Below are 17,735 nucleotides of genomic sequence, written 5' to 3' on the forward strand. Positions count from 1 at the left end.
TGCCTGTCACGCAGGGGGTCGCGGGTTCGAGTCCCGTCCGTTCCGCCACTTATTAGAAAATTAAGCCTGCTTCATTGCGGGCTTAATAATAAGCGTAATTTAGGGGCGTAGCTCAGTTGGTAGAGCACCGGTCTCCAAAACCGGGTGTCGCGAGTTCGAGTCTCTCCGCCCCTGCCATATAATAATCCTTTGCTTCGGCAAAGGATTTTTTTTGTCTTTAATTCAGCGGATTTTCATCCGCCATCCTTCATCTAAACGTCCGACATTCTCTACTCAAGCACGGCAATTTTTAGGATCTCGCGTATTTGTGCCTGCTTATCGCTGTTCTGCAACCAAATGGCATACAGCGGACGTGAAAGCGTCGCACTGTCAGTAACGGTATGCAATCCACCCTTCATATTCGCCCAACTCATCGGCAACCAGCTACAACCCTCGAGAGGGGCAAGCTGTTGGCGCGCAAGTTCAGCTGAACTGGTTGTCAGGAGTGGAATGTCATCTGATGCAATGATCCCGGCTTCATGCTGCTGGAAATCTGGACCCCATTCCAGGCGCAGATAGTTCAGATTGGCTTTCACCTGGGAAGGTGCCGCGCAATAAAGTGCTAATGTGAAATGCCCCAAAAGCTGGCTACTGAATTCATCCATTTTTGGTGATTCGGTGGTGATCAATAGATCCAGCTGCCGCTCGTGCAGTTGCTTTACCAGCGATTGTCGCTGAGCAATGCGCGCTTCAAACTGCAGTGTGTTGTGCGCAGGATAGAGACGTCCCAGCCAAGCATTAAGCATGCATTCCCACAGCGAGGCGCTGGCACCAATCGAAAACTCGTTGTGTCGGGAAGTATTCGCCACCTCTTTACGGGCTGATTGCCAGGTACTCATCAGCGTTTCGGCATAGGGTAAGAGCTTCTCACCGGCCGCCGTGAGGCGGATATTATTGCGATGGCGAGTGAATAAATTCACGCCAAGCTGGTTCTCTAGCTGACGAATACGAAAGCTGACGGCCGACTGCGTCAGGTACAGAGCTTCTGCCGCACGCCCGAAGTGACGTGTTCGACTCACTTCAAGGAAAGTTTTTAGCAATTCCGTATCCACAACCTTCTCCACAAAATTATTTGTCGTGTTGATTTAAATGTTTTGTTTGACGCTCTGTCAAGCGTAACTAATACTCCGCGCCATAAATAGCTCAGCCAAAGAATTAGGAGCGTGTAGGATGGCGGAAAGCTTTACGACGACTAATCGTTTTTTCGACAATAAAAATTATCCGCGCGGGTTCTCTCGTCATGGTGATTTCACCATCAAAGAAGCCCAATTGCTGGAGCGCCACGGTTATGCGTTTAATGAGCTTGAACTGGGTAACCGCGAGCCGGTAACGGAAGATGAAAAGCAATTTGTAGCCGTATGCCGCGGTGAGCGTGAGCCGGCGACAGAGATTGAACGCGTATGGATTAAATACATGGCGCGCATCAAACGGCCAAAACGCTTCCACACGCTGTCCGGCGGTAAACCGCAGGCAGAAGGTGCAGAAGACTACACCGAAAGCGACGATTAATAAGAAAGGGGCGAAAGCCCCTTTTTTACGCCATCATTTTTTGTAGATGGATAAGCAATCGTTCGATTGCCCGATATCCCAATGCTTCCTGCAAATGCTCCCGTGCTATCTGTTCTGCTCCGGCAAGATCGGCGATGGTTCGTGACACCTTAATCAGACGCTGCCACGCACGAATCGACAATCCCAAATGGGCGAGCGCCTGTTCCAGCCAGGCCGCGTCTTCAGGCAGTAACTCACACCACCGTTTCATCTCATTGCTATCAAGAAGGGCGTTGAGCTTTCCCTGACGTGAGAGTTGCTGTTGCTGGGCGGCGATCACTCTGCTTTTCACCTTCTCGCTACTTTCACTTTTTTCAGGTGTCTGGCTGAACAGACCCAGCGGTGGGAGCGGGATCTCGAGTGACAAATCGAAGCGATCCAAAAACGGTCCAGACAGTCGCGCCAGATAACGCAGGATTTGCTCAGGCGAGCTGCGGTTATGGTTACCCTGATAGTGTCCGGTAGGGCTTGGATTCATGGCAGCAATGAGTTGAAAGCGAGCCGGGTAGGTGATTTTTGCTCGAGTACGCGAGATGTGAATCTTTCCTGACTCAATCGGCTCGCGAAGCGCATCAAGGACTCGGCGCTCAAACTCGGGTAATTCATCCAGAAATAAAATGCCGTTATGGGCCAGGGAGATCTCGCCCGGTACAGGTATTGTTCCACCGCCAACCATTGCTGTCAGTGATGCACTATGATGAGGCGAGCGGAATGGGCGCTTACGCCATTGTTTATGTACATGCCCTGCACTGACCAGGCTCAGAATTGCCGCACTCTCCAGGGCCTCCTGATTGCTCAGAGAGGGGAGGATGCTGGGTAAACGGCTGGCCAGCATCGTTTTTCCTGTTCCAGGAGGCCCGACTAATAGCAGGTTATGGCCGCCGGCGGCGGTTATCTCCAGTACACGCTTCCCCTGCGGCTGCCCGATGACATCGCTAATATCGGTTGTGGCAGCACTCATGGTATCCGCCTCGGCGACGGGATGTTGTAAGTCGGTACGCCCCTCAAGAAAAGCACATACTTCCTGTAAATGGCTGGCAATAAAACAGTCTGTTCCGCCAATCAGGCCCACCTCTGGGGCATTCTCTGCGGCCAATATTATCTGTCGGCCTGTGCTGATGGCCTCCATCGCACCTGAAATAGCACCGGTAACCCCGCGTAACGCACCGGTAAGCGCAAGTTCACCGATGAACTCATATTGATTTAGCCTTGTACTGTTGAGCTGCTCTGACGCTGCCAGAAGCGCAATCGCGATAGGCAAATCATATCGCCCCCCTTCTTTTGGCAAATCGGCGGGGGCCAGGTTGATTGTTATCTTCTTTGCCGGAAATTCGTAACCGCTATTGATGACCGCACTTCTGACCCGATCGCGCGCTTCTTTTACTGCCGTTTCCGGTAAGCCCACCATGGTTAACCCTGGCAGTCCATTGCTGATATGGACTTCCACCGTGATGAGGGGAGCGTTCACCCCTAATGCGGCGCGTGTGTAAATAATCGACAATGACATAAAGCCTCCGTGTGAAAGCAGTATGTCGCGCTCGGTGATGACCGCAATGAATGAATCGAAATTTTACGTGCATGATTCCCGATATTCCTCGCTATTTCATTACCATTACATGTATTTGGAAGCATGATCGATAAATATGCCATCTTGTTATGCTACCTATGTCGGGTGAAGAATTTTCATCTCAACTATTTCTCATAAAAAACAATACTTTTTGCGAATATCGTTAGCCAGATCTGAAAAGCTTATATAAAAAAATCTTGTCTTCTCTTCAGTGTCTGTGGTAACTCTTTAGGTATTCCTTCGAACAAGAAGCCAAAAGAATACAAAATGACAACCCTTCTACGAGTGATTAGCCTGGTCGTGATTAGCGTGGTGGTGATTATTATCCCACCGTGCGGGGCTGCACTTGGACGAGGAAAGGCTTAAGAATCAAGCCTTAACGAACTAAGACCCCCGCACCGAAAGGTCCGGGGGTTTTTTTATGACTGTAAAAAACCAAACAGGAACAGGGCATGATAATCAGCATAAAATTCTGTTTCTCACAAAATGTGACGGGGAAGTAACTATGAATGGGGCTCAGTGGGTGGTACATGCGTTGCGGGCACAGGGGGTCGAAACCGTTTTCGGCTATCCGGGTGGCGCAATTATGCCGATCTACGATGCGTTGTATGACGGTGGCGTGGAACACCTGCTGTGTCGCCATGAGCAGGGCGCTGCGATGGCCGCCATTGGTTACGCCCGCGCGACCGGTAAAACGGGTGTGTGCATGGCCACTTCAGGCCCGGGTGCAACCAACCTGATCACTGGTCTTGCCGATGCGCTGCTCGATTCAGTGCCGGTGGTGGCTATCACCGGTCAGGTTGCTTTACCGTTCATCGGCACTGATGCGTTTCAGGAAGTGGATGTCATCGGTTTATCACTGGCCTGCACCAAACACAGTTTCCTGGTGCAGTCGCTGGAAGAGCTGCCGCGGGTAATGGCAGAAGCGTTCCAGGTGGCTAACTCAGGTCGTCCAGGCCCAGTTCTGGTTGATATCCCAAAAGATATTCAGCTTGCCAGCGCCGCACTCGAACCCCATTTCTCCACCATTGAAGATGAAAATGCCTTCCCGCTTGAAGAGGTTGAACAGGCCCGCCAGATGATAGCCCAGGCCAGTAAGCCGATGCTGTACGTTGGCGGCGGCGTAGGAATGGCGCAGGCCGTACCCGCTCTTCGCGAATTCATCGCTGTGACGCAGATGCCTGTGAGCTGTACGCTAAAAGGTCTGGGCACGGTCGATGCCGATTATCCGTATTATCTGGCGATGTTGGGTATGCATGGCACGAAAGCCGCAAACCTGGCGGTCCAGCAGTGTGATTTGCTGATTGCCGTCGGCGCACGTTTTGACGACCGCGTGACTGGCAAGCTGAACACTTTCGCCCCGCACGCAAAGGTTATCCACATGGATATCGACCCGGCTGAGCTGAACAAGCTGCGTCAGGTACACATAGGTTTGCAGGGCGATTTAAATGCGCTGCTGCCAGCGTTACAGCAACCATTGGATATCGATGCATGGCGGGCGCATACGGCTGAATTGCGGGCTGAACACGCCTGGCGCTATGATCATCCTGGCGAAGCGATTTATGCCCCACTGTTACTCAAGCAGTTGTCTGACCGCAAACCGGCAGACAGCGTAATCACCACTGACGTCGGCCAACACCAGATGTGGTCGGCGCAGCATATGACGTACACCCGTCCGGAAAACTTCATCACCTCTAGCGGCTTGGGAACCATGGGCTTCGGCCTGCCCGCCGCGGTCGGTGCGCAAGTCGCGCGACCGAATGATACGGTGATCTGCGTCTCCGGCGACGGGTCGTTCATGATGAACGTGCAGGAACTCGGCACCGTGAAGCGCAAGCAGCTGCCGTTGAAGATTGTGCTTCTCGATAACCAGCGTCTGGGTATGGTTCGCCAGTGGCAGCAGCTCTTTTTCCAGGAGCGTTACAGCGAAACCACCCTGACTGATAACCCCGATTTCCTGACGTTGGCCAGCGCTTTTGGTATTCCCGGCCAGCACATTACCCGTAAAGACCAGGTTGAAGCGGCACTCGACGCGATGCTTAACAGCAAAGGGCCGTACCTGCTTCATGTCTCAATCGACGAGCTCGAGAACGTCTGGCCGCTGGTACCCCCGGGTGCCAGTAATGCAGAAATGCTGGAGAAATTATCATGAATCAACATCAGGTTGCCGTTGAGGCTCGCTTCAACCCAGAAACGTTAGAGCGTGTTTTGCGTGTGGTACGTCATCGTGGCTTTCAAATTTGTGCCATGAATATGGAAACCGCCACTGATGCGCAAAACATAAATATTGAATTGACCGTTGCCAGCCTTCGCCCAGTCGAATTACTGTTTAGCCAGTTAAGTAAACTGGTTGACGTCGCCCGCGTCGAGATCCAGCAACGAACAACAACATCACAACAAATCCGCGCCTGAGCGCAAAAGGAAGAACAATGACGACGAAAAAAGCTGATTACATCTGGTTTAATGGTGAGATGACGCCATGGGGTGAGGCGAAGGTGCACGTGATGTCCCACGCCCTGCACTACGGGACCTCCGTTTTCGAAGGCATCCGTTGCTATGACTCACATATTGGCCCGGTGGTGTTCCGTCATCGTGAACACATGCAGCGTCTGCATGATTCAGCCAAAATTTATCGTTTTCCGGTTTCTCAAAGCGTTGATGAACTGATGGAAGCCTGCCGCGAGGTTATCCGTAAGAATAACCTGACCAGTGCCTATATTCGTCCGCTGGTGTTCGTGGGCGATGTGGGCATGGGGGTGAACCCGCCAGCCGGTTACACCACTGACGTTATCATTGCCGCTTTCCCTTGGGGTGCATACTTGGGCGCTGAAGCACTGGATCAGGGGATCGACGCAATGGTTTCTTCCTGGAATCGCGTGGCACCGAACACCATTCCAACCGCGGCTAAAGCGGGCGGAAACTACCTTTCTTCCTTATTGGTTGGCAGTGAAGCGCGTCGTCATGGGTATCAGGAAGGGATTGCGCTGGACGTCAATGGCTATATCTCTGAAGGGGCAGGTGAAAACCTGTTTGAAGTAAAGGACGGCATTCTGTTTACCCCGCCGTTCACTTCTTCCGCGCTGCCAGGCATCACTCGCGATGCCATCATCAAGCTGGCGAAAGATCTGGATATCGAAGTTCGCGAGCAGGTGTTGTCCCGCGAATCGCTGTATCTTGCCGACGAAGTGTTCATGTCCGGCACCGCAGCAGAAATCACGCCGGTACGCAGCGTTGATGGCATTCAGGTTGGCGCAGGTCGTTGCGGTCCGGTGACCAAGCGTATTCAGCAAGCATTTTTTGGCCTCTTTACCGGTGAAACCGAAGATAAATGGGGTTGGTTGGATCAGGTTCATTCAAAATAAAGCAATGGGACGGCACGCACCGTCCCATTTTACAGATAGACGGGAGTAAACAGAGCATGCCTAAGTACCGTTCCGCCACAACCACCCATGGCCGTAACATGGCGGGTGCCCGCGCGCTGTGGCGCGCCACCGGAATGACCGATGCCGATTTCGGCAAACCGATTATTGCCGTCGTGAACTCGTTTACCCAGTTCGTGCCGGGCCACGTACACCTGCGCGACCTCGGTAAATTGGTTGCCGAGCAAATTGAAGCCTCCGGCGGCGTCGCCAAAGAGTTCAACACCATCGCCGTCGATGATGGTATCGCCATGGGGCACGGAGGCATGCTTTATTCGCTGCCGTCGCGCGAGCTTATCGCTGACTCCGTTGAGTACATGGTTAACGCCCACTGCGCCGATGCGATGGTGTGTATCTCCAACTGTGACAAAATCACCCCGGGGATGCTGATGGCGTCCCTGCGTCTCAACATTCCGGTGATTTTCGTTTCTGGTGGCCCAATGGAAGCCGGGAAAACGAAACTGTCTGACCAGATAATCAAACTCGACCTGGTCGATGCGATGATCCAGGGCGCAGACCCGAAAGTCTCCGATGAGCAGAGCGATCAGATTGAACGCTCCGCGTGCCCGACCTGTGGCTCCTGTTCTGGAATGTTCACCGCCAACTCGATGAACTGCCTGACCGAAGCGCTGGGTCTGTCGCAGCCAGGTAATGGTTCGCTGCTGGCGACTCACGCCGATCGTAAAGAGCTGTTCCTCAACGCCGGGAAGCGCATTGTCGAGCTGACCAAACGTTATTACGAACAGGATGACGCCACTGCGCTGCCGCGCAATATCGCCAGCAAAGCGGCGTTCGAAAATGCGATGACCCTCGATATCGCAATGGGCGGTTCCACCAACACCGTACTGCACCTGCTGGCTGCCGCGCAGGAAGCAGAAATCGATTTCACCATGAGTGATATCGACCAGCTGTCCCGCAAAGTGCCGCAGCTGTGTAAGGTCGCGCCGAGTACGCAGAAATACCACATGGAAGACGTGCACCGTGCGGGTGGCGTGCTGGGTATCCTGGGTGAGCTGGACCGCGCTGGCCTGTTAAACCGTGACGTGAAAAACGTGCTCGGGCTGTCATTGCCACAAACGCTTGATCAGTACGATGTCATGCTGACCAAAGATGAGGCGGTGAAAAGCATGTTCCGCGCGGGCCCGGCGGGTATCCGCACCACCCAGGCGTTCTCGCAGAATTGCCGCTGGGATACGCTGGATGACGATCGTGCCGAAGGCTGTATTCGTTCGCTGGAAAATGCCTACAGTCAGGACGGTGGTCTGGCCGTGCTGTACGGTAACTTCGCGGAAAACGGCTGCATTGTGAAAACGGCCGGCGTGGACGACAGCATTCTGAAATTTACCGGCCCGGCAAAAGTGTACGAGAGCCAGGACGATGCGGTGGAAGCGATCCTCGGCGGCAAAGTGGTCGCCGGTGACGTGGTTGTTATCCGCTACGAAGGGCCAAAAGGCGGGCCGGGTATGCAGGAAATGCTGTACCCAACCACCTTCCTGAAATCGATGGGCCTTGGTAAAGCCTGTGCGCTGGTCACCGACGGGCGCTTCTCCGGCGGCACCTCTGGCCTGTCCATCGGCCACGTTTCACCGGAAGCGGCGAGCGGCGGCAACATCGCGCTGATTGAAGATGGCGACCTGATTGCAATCGACATTCCGAATCGCGGTATTCAGCTGCAGGTGAGCGATCAGGCGCTGGCGGCGCGCCGTGAAGCCCAGGAAGCGCGTGGTGCACAGGCCTGGACCCCGCGTAATCGCGAGCGTCAGGTGTCGTTTGCTCTGCGCGCCTATGCAAGCCTGGCGACCAGTGCGGATAAAGGCGCAGTGCGCGATAAATCCAAACTTGGGGGCTAATGATGGCCGAATCCCAGCCACTCTCCACCGCCCCTGAGGGGGCGGAATATCTCAGGGCGGTACTTCGTGCGCCGGTTTATGAAGCCGTGCAGGTCACACCGCTGCAGAAAATGGAAAAACTCTCATCACGTCTCGACAACGTGGTGCTAGTGAAGCGCGAAGATCGCCAGCCGGTTCACAGCTTCAAGCTGCGCGGCGCGTACGCAATGATGGCGAGCCTGACCGAAGAACAGAAAGCTAATGGCGTGATCACTGCCTCGGCAGGTAATCATGCGCAGGGCGTGGCGTTTTCTTCTGCGCGATTAGGCATCAAAGCGCTGATTGTAATGCCGGTCGCGACGGCGGATATCAAAGTTGATGCGGTGCGGGGTTTTGGCGGTGAAGTGCTGCTCCACGGCGCGAATTTTGATGAAGCCAAAGCCAAAGCAATTGAGCTGTCTCAGCAGCAAGGTTTTACCTGGGTGCCACCGTTCGATCACCCGATGGTCATTGCCGGGCAGGGCACGCTGGCGCTGGAGCTGTTACAACAGGACGCGCATCTCGACAGGGTCTTTGTCCCGGTTGGCGGTGGCGGTCTGGCGGCTGGCGTGGCGGTGCTGATCAAGCAGTTGATGCCGCAAATTAAGGTCATTGCGGTCGAAGCCGAAGATTCTGCTTGCCTGAAAGCGGCGCTGGACGCCGGGCATCCGGTCGATTTACCCCGCGTCGGGCTGTTTGCCGAAGGTGTAGCGGTGAAGCGAATTGGCGATGAAACCTTCCGCCTGTGTCAGGAATATCTCGACGATATTGTCACCGTTGACAGTGATGCGATTTGTGCGGCGATGAAAGACTTGTTCGAAGACGTGCGTGCGGTGGCGGAGCCTTCCGGCGCGTTGGCGCTGGCGGGGATGAAAAAATACATCGCCCAGCACAATATTCGCGGCGAACGTCTGGCGCATGTGCTTTCCGGGGCGAACGTGAATTTCCACGGTTTGCGTTATGTTTCAGAACGCTGTGAACTGGGCGAGCAACGCGAAGCGCTGTTGGCGGTGACTATCCCGGAAGAAAAGGGCAGCTTCCTGAAGTTTTGTCAGCTGCTGGGCGGCCGTTCGGTCACCGAGTTTAACTACCGGTTTGCCGATGCCAAAGATGCCTGCATTTTCGTTGGCGTGCGCTTAAGCCGTGGGCTGGAAGAGCGTCATGAGATCCTCAACCTGCTGCATGATGGCGGCTACAGCGTCGTTGACCTGTCTGACGATGAAATGGCGAAGCTGCACGTCCGCTACATGGTTGGCGGACGTCCGTCAAAGCCATTGCAGGAGCGCCTGTACAGCTTTGAGTTCCCGGAATCACCCGGTGCGCTGCTGAAGTTTCTCTACACCCTTGGCACCCACTGGAACATTTCGCTGTTCCATTACCGTAGCCACGGCACCGACTACGGTCGTGTGCTGGCAGCCTTTGAGCTGGGCGAGCATGAGCCGGATTTCGAAACCCGACTCAACGAGCTGGGCTACGAGTGTCACGACGAAACGCAGAACCCGGCGTTCAGGTTCTTTCTGGCTGGTTAATTACCGGGTAGAAGTTTCCAGAACGCTTCAATAAGCGGCTCATGCAGCCGCTTTTTTTGTGCGCAAACACCCAGCTCAAACGGCGTTTTCTCATCGCTACGTTCAAGGATCATCACGCGGTTGCGTACCGGCTCGGGGCTATTTTCCAGCACGATTTCCGGCAGTAGCGCCACGCCGCAGCCCAGTGCAACCATGGAGACCATCGCCTCGTGTCCGCCGACGGTGGCGTAAATCGACGGATTGCTGATTTTATGGCGGCGAAACCACAGCTCAATGCGGCGGCGGACCGGGCCCTGATCGGCCATGATAAAGGGGACCGTTGACCAGTCGGGCTTCTCCTGCGACACCTGGGTACGCACCGGGCACGGCAGCGCCGGGGCAATCAGCACTACCGCCAGATTCTCCAGCATGGAGAAGGCGACGGCGGCAGGCAGCGTTTCCGGTTTACCTGCAATCGCCAGATCGGCTTCGCCGGTGGCCACTTTTTCCATCGCATCGGCGGCATCGCCGGTGGTGAGTTTAATTTCCACCGATGGATGTTCGGCGCGGAAGCGATCGAGGATCGGCGGCAGATGGCTGTAGGCGGCAGTCACCGAGCAGAAAATATGGAGTTCACCGGAAAGTGACGGACCCTGCTGATCGAGCGTGTGGCGCAACTGCTGATACTGCAACAGCGTCTGCTGGGCAAAAACGCGCAGTTCTTCACCCGATTCGGTGAGCGTCACGGTGCGGTTATCGCGCACAAACAGCGGTTGGCCGAGATCTTCTTCCAGACGCTGGATCTGTCGGGAAAGGGTGGACGGACTGACGTGCATCGCCCGCGCGCTGCGGCCAAAATGTCGGCTTTCCGCCAGATGCAAGAAGGTTTTCAGATCGCGTAAATCCACGGGTCACACTCCACGATTTTACATTGCATAAATTGCAACGTGACGTTGTGAATATATCAATTTCCGCAATAAATTTCCTGATGTAATGTGGTTCTATTCTCGCAAGACAGCAAACGCGAACCGAACAATAAGACAGTACAACATCACGAGGAATCACCATGGCTAATTACTTTAATACACTGAATCTGCGCCAGCAGCTGGCACAGCTGGGTAAATGCCGCTTCATGGCGCGTGACGAATTTGCCGATGGCGCGAGCTACCTTCAGGGTAAAAAAGTGGTCATCGTCGGCTGTGGCGCGCAGGGTCTGAACCAGGGCCTGAACATGCGTGATTCCGGTCTGGATATTTCTTACGCCCTGCGTAAAGAAGCGATTGCTGAAAAGCGCGCCTCCTGGCGTAAAGCGACCGAAAACGGTTTTAAAGTGGGGACTTACGAAGAGCTGATCCCACAGGCGGATCTGGTGGTAAACCTGACGCCAGACAAACAGCACTCTGATGTTGTCCGTTCCGTGCAGCCGTTGATGAAAGACGGTGCCGCGCTGGGTTACTCTCACGGTTTCAACATCGTTGAAGTCGGCGAGCAGATCCGGAAAGACATCACCGTTGTGATGGTGGCACCGAAGTGCCCGGGTACCGAAGTGCGTGAAGAATATAAACGTGGTTTTGGTGTGCCGACGCTGATCGCCGTTCACCCGGAAAACGATCCAAAAGGCGAAGGCATGGCGATTGCTAAAGCCTGGGCTGCGGCAACCGGTGGTCACCGTGCGGGCGTGCTGGAATCCTCTTTCGTCGCGGAAGTGAAATCTGACCTGATGGGTGAGCAGACTATCCTGTGCGGTATGTTGCAGGCCGGTTCTCTGCTGTGCTTCGATAAGCTGGTGGCGGAAGGGACTGACCCAACGTATGCAGAAAAACTGATTCAGTTCGGGTGGGAAACCATTACCGAAGCGCTGAAGCAGGGCGGCATCACCCTGATGATGGATCGCCTGTCCAACCCGGCGAAAGTCCGTGCTTATGCGCTCTCAGAGCAGCTGAAAGAGATCATGGCTCCGCTGTTCCAGAAACACATGGACGATATCATCTCCGGTGAATTCTCTTCCGGCATGATGGCTGACTGGGCCAACGACGATAAAAACCTGCTGACCTGGCGTGAAGAGACCGGCAAAACCGCTTTCGAAAACGCGGCGCAGTATGACGGCAAAATCAGCGAGCAGGAGTACTTCGATAAAGGTGTGCTGATGATTGCGATGGTGAAAGCGGGCGTTGAGCTGGCCTTCGAAACCATGGTGGATTCCGGCATCATCGAAGAATCGGCATACTACGAATCACTGCACGAGCTGCCGCTGATCGCGAATACTATCGCGCGTAAGCGTCTGTATGAAATGAACGTGGTTATCTCTGATACCGCTGAATATGGCAACTACCTGTTCTCTTATGCCTGCGTACCGCTGCTGAAAGAGTTCATGACCACCCTGCAAACCGGCGACCTCGGTAAAGCCATTGCGGAAGGTGCAGTCGATAATGCCCAGCTGCGCGATGTGAACGAAGCGATTCGTAACCACGAAATCGAGAAAGTCGGGAAGAAACTGCGTGGGTACATGACGGATATGAAACGTATCGCTGTCGCGGGGTAAAACAGTGTCGGGGGGCGCTTTGCTTACCCGACCTACTTACTCGTAAGCCCGGCCAGCGCTTAGCGCCGCCGGGTTTTTTACTTAGTTACGGTACAGCACTTTAATGATGTGGTAACCGAACTGGGTGTGCAGCGGGCCGGTTGGCTCCAGCACCGGGCAGGAGAATACGACTTTATCGAACGCCGGAACCATTTGACCCTGTTTGAATTCGCCTAAGTGACCGCCTTTTTTACCTGACGGGCAAGTGGAGTGTTTCTTCGCCAGCTTCTCGAAATCGCCGCCGTTTTTGATTTGCTCTAAAAGATCCAGAGCCAGTTTCTCTTCTTTTACAAGAATATGCAGAGCTGCTGCTGTTTTTGCCATGATCGTGCCTTGAGTGGTGTGGTTCAGGCTCGCTATACTACCACGCTCTATTTCTGCCCTCCCGTTTTTCATTGAGTGACCCTATGCGTTTAAACCCCGGACAACAACAAGCCGTCGAATTTGTCACCGGACCCTGCCTGGTGCTGGCGGGGGCGGGATCCGGCAAAACACGCGTGATCACCAACAAAATCGCGCATTTGATTCACCAGTGTGGCTATCAGGCTCGCCATATCGCGGCGGTGACCTTTACCAACAAAGCGGCGCGCGAAATGAAAGAGCGTGTGGCGCAGACAATGGGCCGTAAAGAAGCGCGTGGGCTGATGATTTCGACCTTCCATACGCTCGGGCTGGAAATCATCAAGCGTGAGTTTGCCGCGCTGGGTATGAAATCGAACTTCTCGCTGTTCGACGATACCGATCAGGTTGGGCTATTGAAGGACCTGACGGAAGGATTGATCGACGATGATAAAGTGGTGCTTCAGCAGCTGATCTCGACGATCTCCAACTGGAAAAACGATCTGATGACGCCCTCACAGGCGGCGGCACAGGCTAAAGGCGAGCGCGATCGCATTTTTGCGCATTGCTATGGGCTGTACGATGCGCACATGAAAGCCTGTAACGTGCTGGACTTTGACGATCTGATCCTGCTGCCAACCCTGTTGCTGCAACGCAATGAAGAAGTACGCGAGCGCTGGCAGAACAAGATTCGTTATCTGCTGGTGGATGAATATCAGGATACTAACACCAGCCAGTATGAACTGGTGAAGCTGCTGGTAGGCAACCGCGCGCGCTTTACCGTGGTGGGTGATGATGACCAGTCGATTTACTCGTGGCGTGGAGCGCGTCCGCAAAACCTGGTCCTGTTAAGCCAGGACTTCCCGGCGTTGCAGGTTATCAAGCTCGAACAAAACTACCGTTCATCCGGTCGCATTCTGAAAGCCGCTAACATTCTGATCGCCAACAACCCGCACGTTTTTGAGAAGAAGCTGTTTTCCGAGTTAGGCTACGGCACAGAACTCAAAGTCCTGAGCGCCAATCACGAAGAACACGAGGCCGAACGCGTGGCGGGGGAGTTGATCGCCCATCACTTCATCAATAAAACGGCCTACAAAGACTACGCGATCCTCTATCGCGGCAACCATCAGTCGCGCGTATTTGAAAAGCTGCTGATGCAAAACCGTATTCCGTACCGTATTTCCGGCGGAACATCGTTTTTCTCGCGGCCTGAAATCAAGGACCTGCTCGCCTATCTGCGCGTACTGACCAACCCGGATGACGACAGTGCCTTCCTGCGTATCGTGAATACCCCCAAACGCGAAATTGGCCCTGCGACCCTGCAGAAGCTGGGCGAATGGGCGACCACACGTAATAAAAGCATGTTTGCAGCCAGCTTCGACATGGGCCTGACACAGACCCTGACCGGGCGCGGCTATGAATCGTTGACCCGGTTCACCCACTGGTTAGGGGAAGTTCAGCGCCTGGCCGAACGTGAACCGGTGGCTGCGGTGCGGGACCTTATCCACGGCATCGACTATGAGTCCTGGCTGTTTGAAACCTCGCCGAGTCCGAAAGCCGCTGAAATGCGGATGAAAAACGTCAACACCCTGTTTGGCTGGATGACGGAAATGCTCGAAGGCTCCGACCTTGACGAGCCGATGACCCTCACGCAGGTGGTGACCCGCTTTACGCTGCGCGACATGATGGAGCGCGGCGAAAGCGACGAAGAGCTTGATCAGGTTCAGCTCATGACCCTACACGCGTCAAAAGGTCTGGAGTTCCCGTATGTGTATCTGGTGGGCATGGAAGAGGGGTTACTCCCACATCAGAGCAGTATTGATGAAGATAACGTCGATGAGGAACGCCGTCTGGCCTACGTGGGGATCACCCGCGCGCAGAAGGAGCTGACCTTTACGCTGTGCAAAGAGCGCCGTCAGTATGGCGAACTGGTGCGCCCGGAGCCGAGCCGTTTTCTGTTGGAATTACCGCAGGATGATATCGTCTGGGAGCAGGAGCGTAAGGTGGTATCGCCGGAGGAGCGGATGCATAAAGGGCAGGCTAACGTGGCCAACATCAAAGCGATGCTGGCAAAAGCGAAGGCTAAGTAATTATTCGACCGTCAACGGCCAGTGGACGTAGCTCTGCCACTGGCTTTCCTGCAGAACCAGTTCCGCACCCAGCGCATGTGTCGCCAGCCAGCCTGAGGGCAACTTCAGCGTCAATGCTTCACCTTCTACACTGAGCGATATTTCCGGCAGCAGATCGTCCCGACGGCGGCCTGCAAACAGGATAGCCAGACGCAGCAGACGGCAAAGCCTGTCGGCGACGCGCGGCGGCACAGCATTTTGCTGATGGAGCGAAGGCAGGTCGACCGGGTTGGTTTGGTTTAAAACCAGCGTTGCCAGCAGTTTTTTCTGAGCGGGCGTGAAGCCCGGCAAGTCGAGATTACGCACCAGATAGGCAGCGTGCAGCGGCGCTTGCTTAAAGTCCACGCTCAGACCGATTTCATGCAAATAGCAGGCACTTAACAGCAAATCGCGGCTGAGGGGTTCGATTTCCCAGCTTTTATCACACTGATCGACAAAATGTGACGCTAATTGCGCCACGCGCTCCGCCTGTTCGGTATCGACCATAAAGCGGCGTTGAATATTGCGCAGCGTACGGTTGCGGATATCCTGGTCTACGGCCAGATGCAGCATGCCATAGACGAGGCCTTCACGCAGCGCACCGCCAGCCAACGTCATGCACTTGATGTCCAGCTCGCTGAAAATCGCCAGTAAAATGGCGAGTCCGCTCGGAAACACTAGCGCACGTTCGAGCGTCAGACCTTCAATCTCCAGCTCTTCAAGACGCCCACACTGAATGGCGCGCTGTTTAAGCTGTTGCAGTTTGGCGAGGGTGATGCGCTCGTCCATGCCCTGCGCCATCATGATTTCCTGTAGCGCCTGCACGGTGCCGGACGCCCCGACGCACACCTTCCAGCCGTGTTGACGCAGTTCGTCGGCAACCGGACGCAGAACGTCGCGGGCGGCCTGTTCAGCAGCATCAAAATGGGCTTGTTCGAGATTTCTGTCGGTAAAGAAACGTTCGAGCCAGGTGACACAGCCCATCGACAGGCTGAATAACGAGGTGGTTTGTGCTCCGGTACCGGTGACCAGCTCGGTACTGGCCCCGCCGATATCGACCACCAGACGGCGGTCATCGCCTCCGGTGGTATGCGCCACGCCCTGATATATCAGACGCGCTTCTTCCTCACCGCTAATTACCTGCACCGGGCAACCGAGGATTTCCTGCGCTTTGGCAAGAAATGCATCGGCATTAATAGCCAGACGCAATGTGGCGGTGGCCACGACACGGATTTGCGCGTGAGGAATGTCCTGCAAACGCTCGGCAAACAGACGCAGGCATTGCCAGCCTCGCTCCATCGCCTCCGGCGACAGCGTGTTATCGCTGCTTAATCCGGCGGCCAACCTGACCTTGCGCTTAATGCGCGTCAGGGTCTGAATGCTCCCTGCCACTTCACGTACAACCAGCATATGAAAACTATTGGAACCGAGATCAATTGCCGCATAAAGCGAAGTAGCAGAGCTGAGCATAGGGTGTTTAACCTGAACGTCGACGATTACGCGGGGCACCACCACCGGAACGGCGTGGGCCGTTGCCAGGACGAGGACGCGTCAGGCGCAGAGCCTTCGGCAGATCGTTCATCAGCGCATCCGGATTGTACTTACTCTGCGGAATCGAGTGACCGATATAGGTTTCGATAGCCGGCAGATTCAGGGCGTACTCTTCACAGGCGAGGCTAATAGAGTGGCCGCTGAGGCCAGCACGACCGGTACGACCGATTCGGTGAACGTAATCTTCGCAATCATCCGGCAGATCGTAGTTAAAGACGTGTGTCACGGCCGGAATGTGCAGGCCGCGGGCGGCAACATCGGTTGCAACCAGAATATCGAGATCGCCACGGGTGAACTCTTCGAGAATACGCAGACGTTTTTTCTGCGCGACGTCGCCCGTCAGCAGGCCGACACGATGACCGTCCGCAGCCAGATGGCCCCAGATGTCTTCGCAGCGATGCTTGGTATTAGCGAAAATGATGGCGCGATCTGGCCATTCTTCTTCGATCAGGGTTTGCAGCAGACGCATTTTCTCGTCGTTAGACGGATAGAAAAGTTCTTCTTTAATGCGGTGTCCGGTTTTCTGCTCCGGCTCAACTTCCACGTACTCGGCGTTATTCATTTGCTCGAACGCCAGTTCACGTACGCGATAGGACAGGGTGGCAGAGAACAGCATGTTCAGGCGTTGATTCGTCTGTGGCATGCGGCGGAACAGCCAGCGGATATCTTTAATAAAGCCCAAATCGTACATGCGATCGGCTTCATCCAGCACCACCACCTGAATCGCGCCCAGATTGATATGGTTCTGTTTTGCATAATCAATGAGACGACCGGTGGTGCCGATCAGAATGTCGACGCCGCTTTCCAGCACTTTCAGCTGTTTGTCGTAACCGTCGCCGCCATAAGCGAGACCCAGCTTCAGGCCGGTGGCATTTGCCAGCGGTTCTGCATCAGCATGGATTTGAACAGCCAGTTCGCGCGTAGGGGCCATGATCAGCGCACGCGGTTGGTTAACCTGGCGGTTCTCTGCAGCAGGGTGAGAGAGAAGATAATGGAACGTTGACGTCAGGAACGCCATCGTTTTGCCGGTTCCGGTTTGCGCCTGCCCTGCAACATCACGTCCTGCCAGTGTCAGCGGGAGAGCGAGTGCCTGAATGGGCGTGCAATTGTGAAACCCTTTCTTTTCAAGGGCTTCAATCACCTGAGGGTGCAGGGCGAAGTCGGAAAACTTCTGTTCTGTTAAATGTGTTTTGCTCATAGTGTGGTA

General features: G+C 54.8%; 15 protein-coding genes and 1 tRNA gene. 10 read left to right on the plus strand and 6 right to left on the minus strand.

What is annotated here, in order from left to right; all coding sequences use genetic code 11:
• Positions 1-101: 101 nt before the first annotated feature.
• Positions 102-177: transfer RNA gene (locus tag SIK69_RS14365), tRNA-Trp, on the plus strand.
• Positions 178-269: 92 nt separating this feature from the next.
• On the opposite strand, the gene hdfR is transcribed toward SIK69_RS14365, so the two are convergent.
• Positions 270-1,091 carry an HTH-type transcriptional regulator HdfR gene (gene hdfR / locus SIK69_RS14370; RefSeq protein WP_319629714.1) on the minus strand — a complete coding sequence of 274 codons (822 nt, stop codon included), beginning with the start codon at positions 1,089-1,091 and terminating at the stop codon, positions 270-272.
• Positions 1,092-1,209: 118 nt separating this feature from the next.
• Here hdfR and SIK69_RS14375 point away from each other — a divergent pair, with 118 nt between their 5' ends.
• Complete coding sequence (locus tag SIK69_RS14375) at positions 1,210-1,548, plus strand: MaoP family protein (RefSeq protein ID WP_097164579.1); 339 nt, start codon at positions 1,210-1,212, stop codon at positions 1,546-1,548.
• A 25-nt stretch (positions 1,549-1,573) separates the two neighbouring features.
• On the opposite strand, the gene SIK69_RS14380 is transcribed toward SIK69_RS14375, so the two are convergent.
• Entirely contained in the window at positions 1,574-3,094 is a 1,521-nt protein-coding gene (locus SIK69_RS14380) for a YifB family Mg chelatase-like AAA ATPase (RefSeq protein WP_319629713.1), read from the minus strand.
• Between the two features lie 327 nt (positions 3,095-3,421).
• Between SIK69_RS14380 and ilvL the strand changes: the two genes are divergently transcribed.
• The 6 genes from ilvL (at position 3,422) to ilvA (ending at position 9,970) form a co-directional block, all read left to right on the plus strand.
• On the plus strand, positions 3,422-3,520 hold the full coding sequence (gene ilvL, locus SIK69_RS14385) for an ilv operon leader peptide (protein ID WP_040090233.1): 99 nt from the start codon (positions 3,422-3,424) through the stop codon (positions 3,518-3,520).
• Positions 3,521-3,659: 139 nt separating this feature from the next.
• Positions 3,660-5,306, plus strand: a complete 1,647-nt coding sequence (ilvG, locus tag SIK69_RS14390) for an acetolactate synthase 2 catalytic subunit (protein ID WP_319629712.1) — start codon at positions 3,660-3,662, stop codon at positions 5,304-5,306.
• Positions 5,303-5,566: an acetolactate synthase 2 small subunit gene (ilvM, locus tag SIK69_RS14395; RefSeq protein WP_319786413.1), complete on the plus strand. Its 264-nt coding sequence runs from the start codon at positions 5,303-5,305 to the stop codon at positions 5,564-5,566. Before ilvG ends, ilvM begins: the two co-directional genes overlap by 4 nt.
• 17 nt (positions 5,567-5,583) lie before the next feature.
• Complete coding sequence (locus SIK69_RS14400; protein ID WP_319629710.1) at positions 5,584-6,516, plus strand: branched-chain amino acid transaminase; 933 nt, start codon at positions 5,584-5,586, stop codon at positions 6,514-6,516.
• Positions 6,517-6,572: 56 nt separating this feature from the next.
• Positions 6,573-8,423, plus strand: a complete 1,851-nt coding sequence (gene ilvD / locus SIK69_RS14405; RefSeq protein ID WP_319629709.1) for a dihydroxy-acid dehydratase — start codon at positions 6,573-6,575, stop codon at positions 8,421-8,423.
• A gap of 2 nt (positions 8,424-8,425) precedes the next feature.
• Complete coding sequence (gene ilvA, locus SIK69_RS14410) at positions 8,426-9,970, plus strand: threonine ammonia-lyase, biosynthetic (protein ID WP_319629718.1); 1,545 nt, start codon at positions 8,426-8,428, stop codon at positions 9,968-9,970.
• Here ilvA and ilvY read toward each other — a convergent pair.
• The gene (gene ilvY, locus SIK69_RS14415) at positions 9,967-10,857 is read right to left on the minus strand and encodes an HTH-type transcriptional activator IlvY (protein ID WP_319629708.1); all 891 of its coding nucleotides are present in this window, start codon (positions 10,855-10,857) and stop codon (positions 9,967-9,969) included. The two genes, ilvA and ilvY, sit on opposite strands and share 4 nt — an antisense overlap.
• Before the next feature lie 158 nt (positions 10,858-11,015).
• Between ilvY and ilvC the strand changes: the two genes are divergently transcribed.
• Positions 11,016-12,491 (plus strand): ketol-acid reductoisomerase, encoded by a 1,476-nt coding sequence (gene ilvC, locus SIK69_RS14420; protein ID WP_319629707.1) that lies wholly within the window; start codon positions 11,016-11,018, stop codon positions 12,489-12,491.
• Positions 12,492-12,572: 81 nt separating this feature from the next.
• Here ilvC and ppiC read toward each other — a convergent pair whose 3' ends face one another.
• Complete coding sequence (gene ppiC / locus SIK69_RS14425; protein WP_319629706.1) at positions 12,573-12,854, minus strand: peptidylprolyl isomerase PpiC; 282 nt, start codon at positions 12,852-12,854, stop codon at positions 12,573-12,575.
• 83 nt (positions 12,855-12,937) lie between these two features.
• Between ppiC and rep the strand changes: the two genes are divergently transcribed.
• Positions 12,938-14,959 carry a DNA helicase Rep gene (rep, locus tag SIK69_RS14430; protein ID WP_319786414.1) on the plus strand — a complete coding sequence of 674 codons (2,022 nt, stop codon included), beginning with the start codon at positions 12,938-12,940 and terminating at the stop codon, positions 14,957-14,959.
• On the opposite strand, the gene gppA is transcribed toward rep, so the two are convergent.
• Together gppA and rhlB are read right to left on the minus strand one after the other, a co-directional pair.
• The gene (gene gppA, locus SIK69_RS14435; protein ID WP_319629704.1) at positions 14,960-16,447 is read right to left on the minus strand and encodes a guanosine-5'-triphosphate,3'-diphosphate diphosphatase; all 1,488 of its coding nucleotides are present in this window, start codon (positions 16,445-16,447) and stop codon (positions 14,960-14,962) included.
• Positions 16,448-16,454: 7 nt separating this feature from the next.
• Positions 16,455-17,726, minus strand: a complete 1,272-nt coding sequence (gene rhlB, locus SIK69_RS14440; RefSeq protein ID WP_319629703.1) for an ATP-dependent RNA helicase RhlB — start codon at positions 17,724-17,726, stop codon at positions 16,455-16,457.
• Positions 17,727-17,735: the final 9 nt, after the last annotated feature.

The sequence above is a fragment of the Scandinavium lactucae genome, from assembly GCF_033843265.1.
Taxonomy (GTDB): Bacteria; Pseudomonadota; Gammaproteobacteria; order Enterobacterales; family Enterobacteriaceae; genus Scandinavium; species Scandinavium lactucae.

Excerpts from the sequence above, each read along its gene's own strand:
- ppiC (WP_319629706.1), bottom strand. The coding sequence starts at position 12,854 with ATGGCAAAAACAGCAGCAGCTCTGCATATTCTTGTAAAAGAAGAGAAA.
- ilvG (WP_319629712.1), top strand. The coding sequence starts at position 3,660 with ATGAATGGGGCTCAGTGGGTGGTACATGCGTTGCGGGCACAGGGGGTC.
- rhlB (WP_319629703.1), bottom strand. The coding sequence starts at position 17,726 with ATGAGCAAAACACATTTAACAGAACAGAAGTTTTCCGACTTCGCCCTG.
- ilvD (WP_319629709.1), top strand. The coding sequence starts at position 6,573 with ATGCCTAAGTACCGTTCCGCCACAACCACCCATGGCCGTAACATGGCG.
- SIK69_RS14375 (WP_097164579.1), top strand. The coding sequence starts at position 1,210 with ATGGCGGAAAGCTTTACGACGACTAATCGTTTTTTCGACAATAAAAAT.
- ilvC (WP_319629707.1), top strand. The coding sequence starts at position 11,016 with ATGGCTAATTACTTTAATACACTGAATCTGCGCCAGCAGCTGGCACAG.
- ilvL (WP_040090233.1), top strand. The coding sequence starts at position 3,422 with ATGACAACCCTTCTACGAGTGATTAGCCTGGTCGTGATTAGCGTGGTG.
- ilvM (WP_319786413.1), top strand. The coding sequence starts at position 5,303 with ATGAATCAACATCAGGTTGCCGTTGAGGCTCGCTTCAACCCAGAAACG.
- ilvA (WP_319629718.1), top strand. The coding sequence starts at position 8,426 with ATGGCCGAATCCCAGCCACTCTCCACCGCCCCTGAGGGGGCGGAATAT.
- SIK69_RS14400 (WP_319629710.1), top strand. The coding sequence starts at position 5,584 with ATGACGACGAAAAAAGCTGATTACATCTGGTTTAATGGTGAGATGACG.
- SIK69_RS14380 (WP_319629713.1), bottom strand. The coding sequence starts at position 3,094 with ATGTCATTGTCGATTATTTACACACGCGCCGCATTAGGGGTGAACGCT.
- rep (WP_319786414.1), top strand. The coding sequence starts at position 12,938 with ATGCGTTTAAACCCCGGACAACAACAAGCCGTCGAATTTGTCACCGGA.
- gppA (WP_319629704.1), bottom strand. The coding sequence starts at position 16,447 with ATGCTCAGCTCTGCTACTTCGCTTTATGCGGCAATTGATCTCGGTTCC.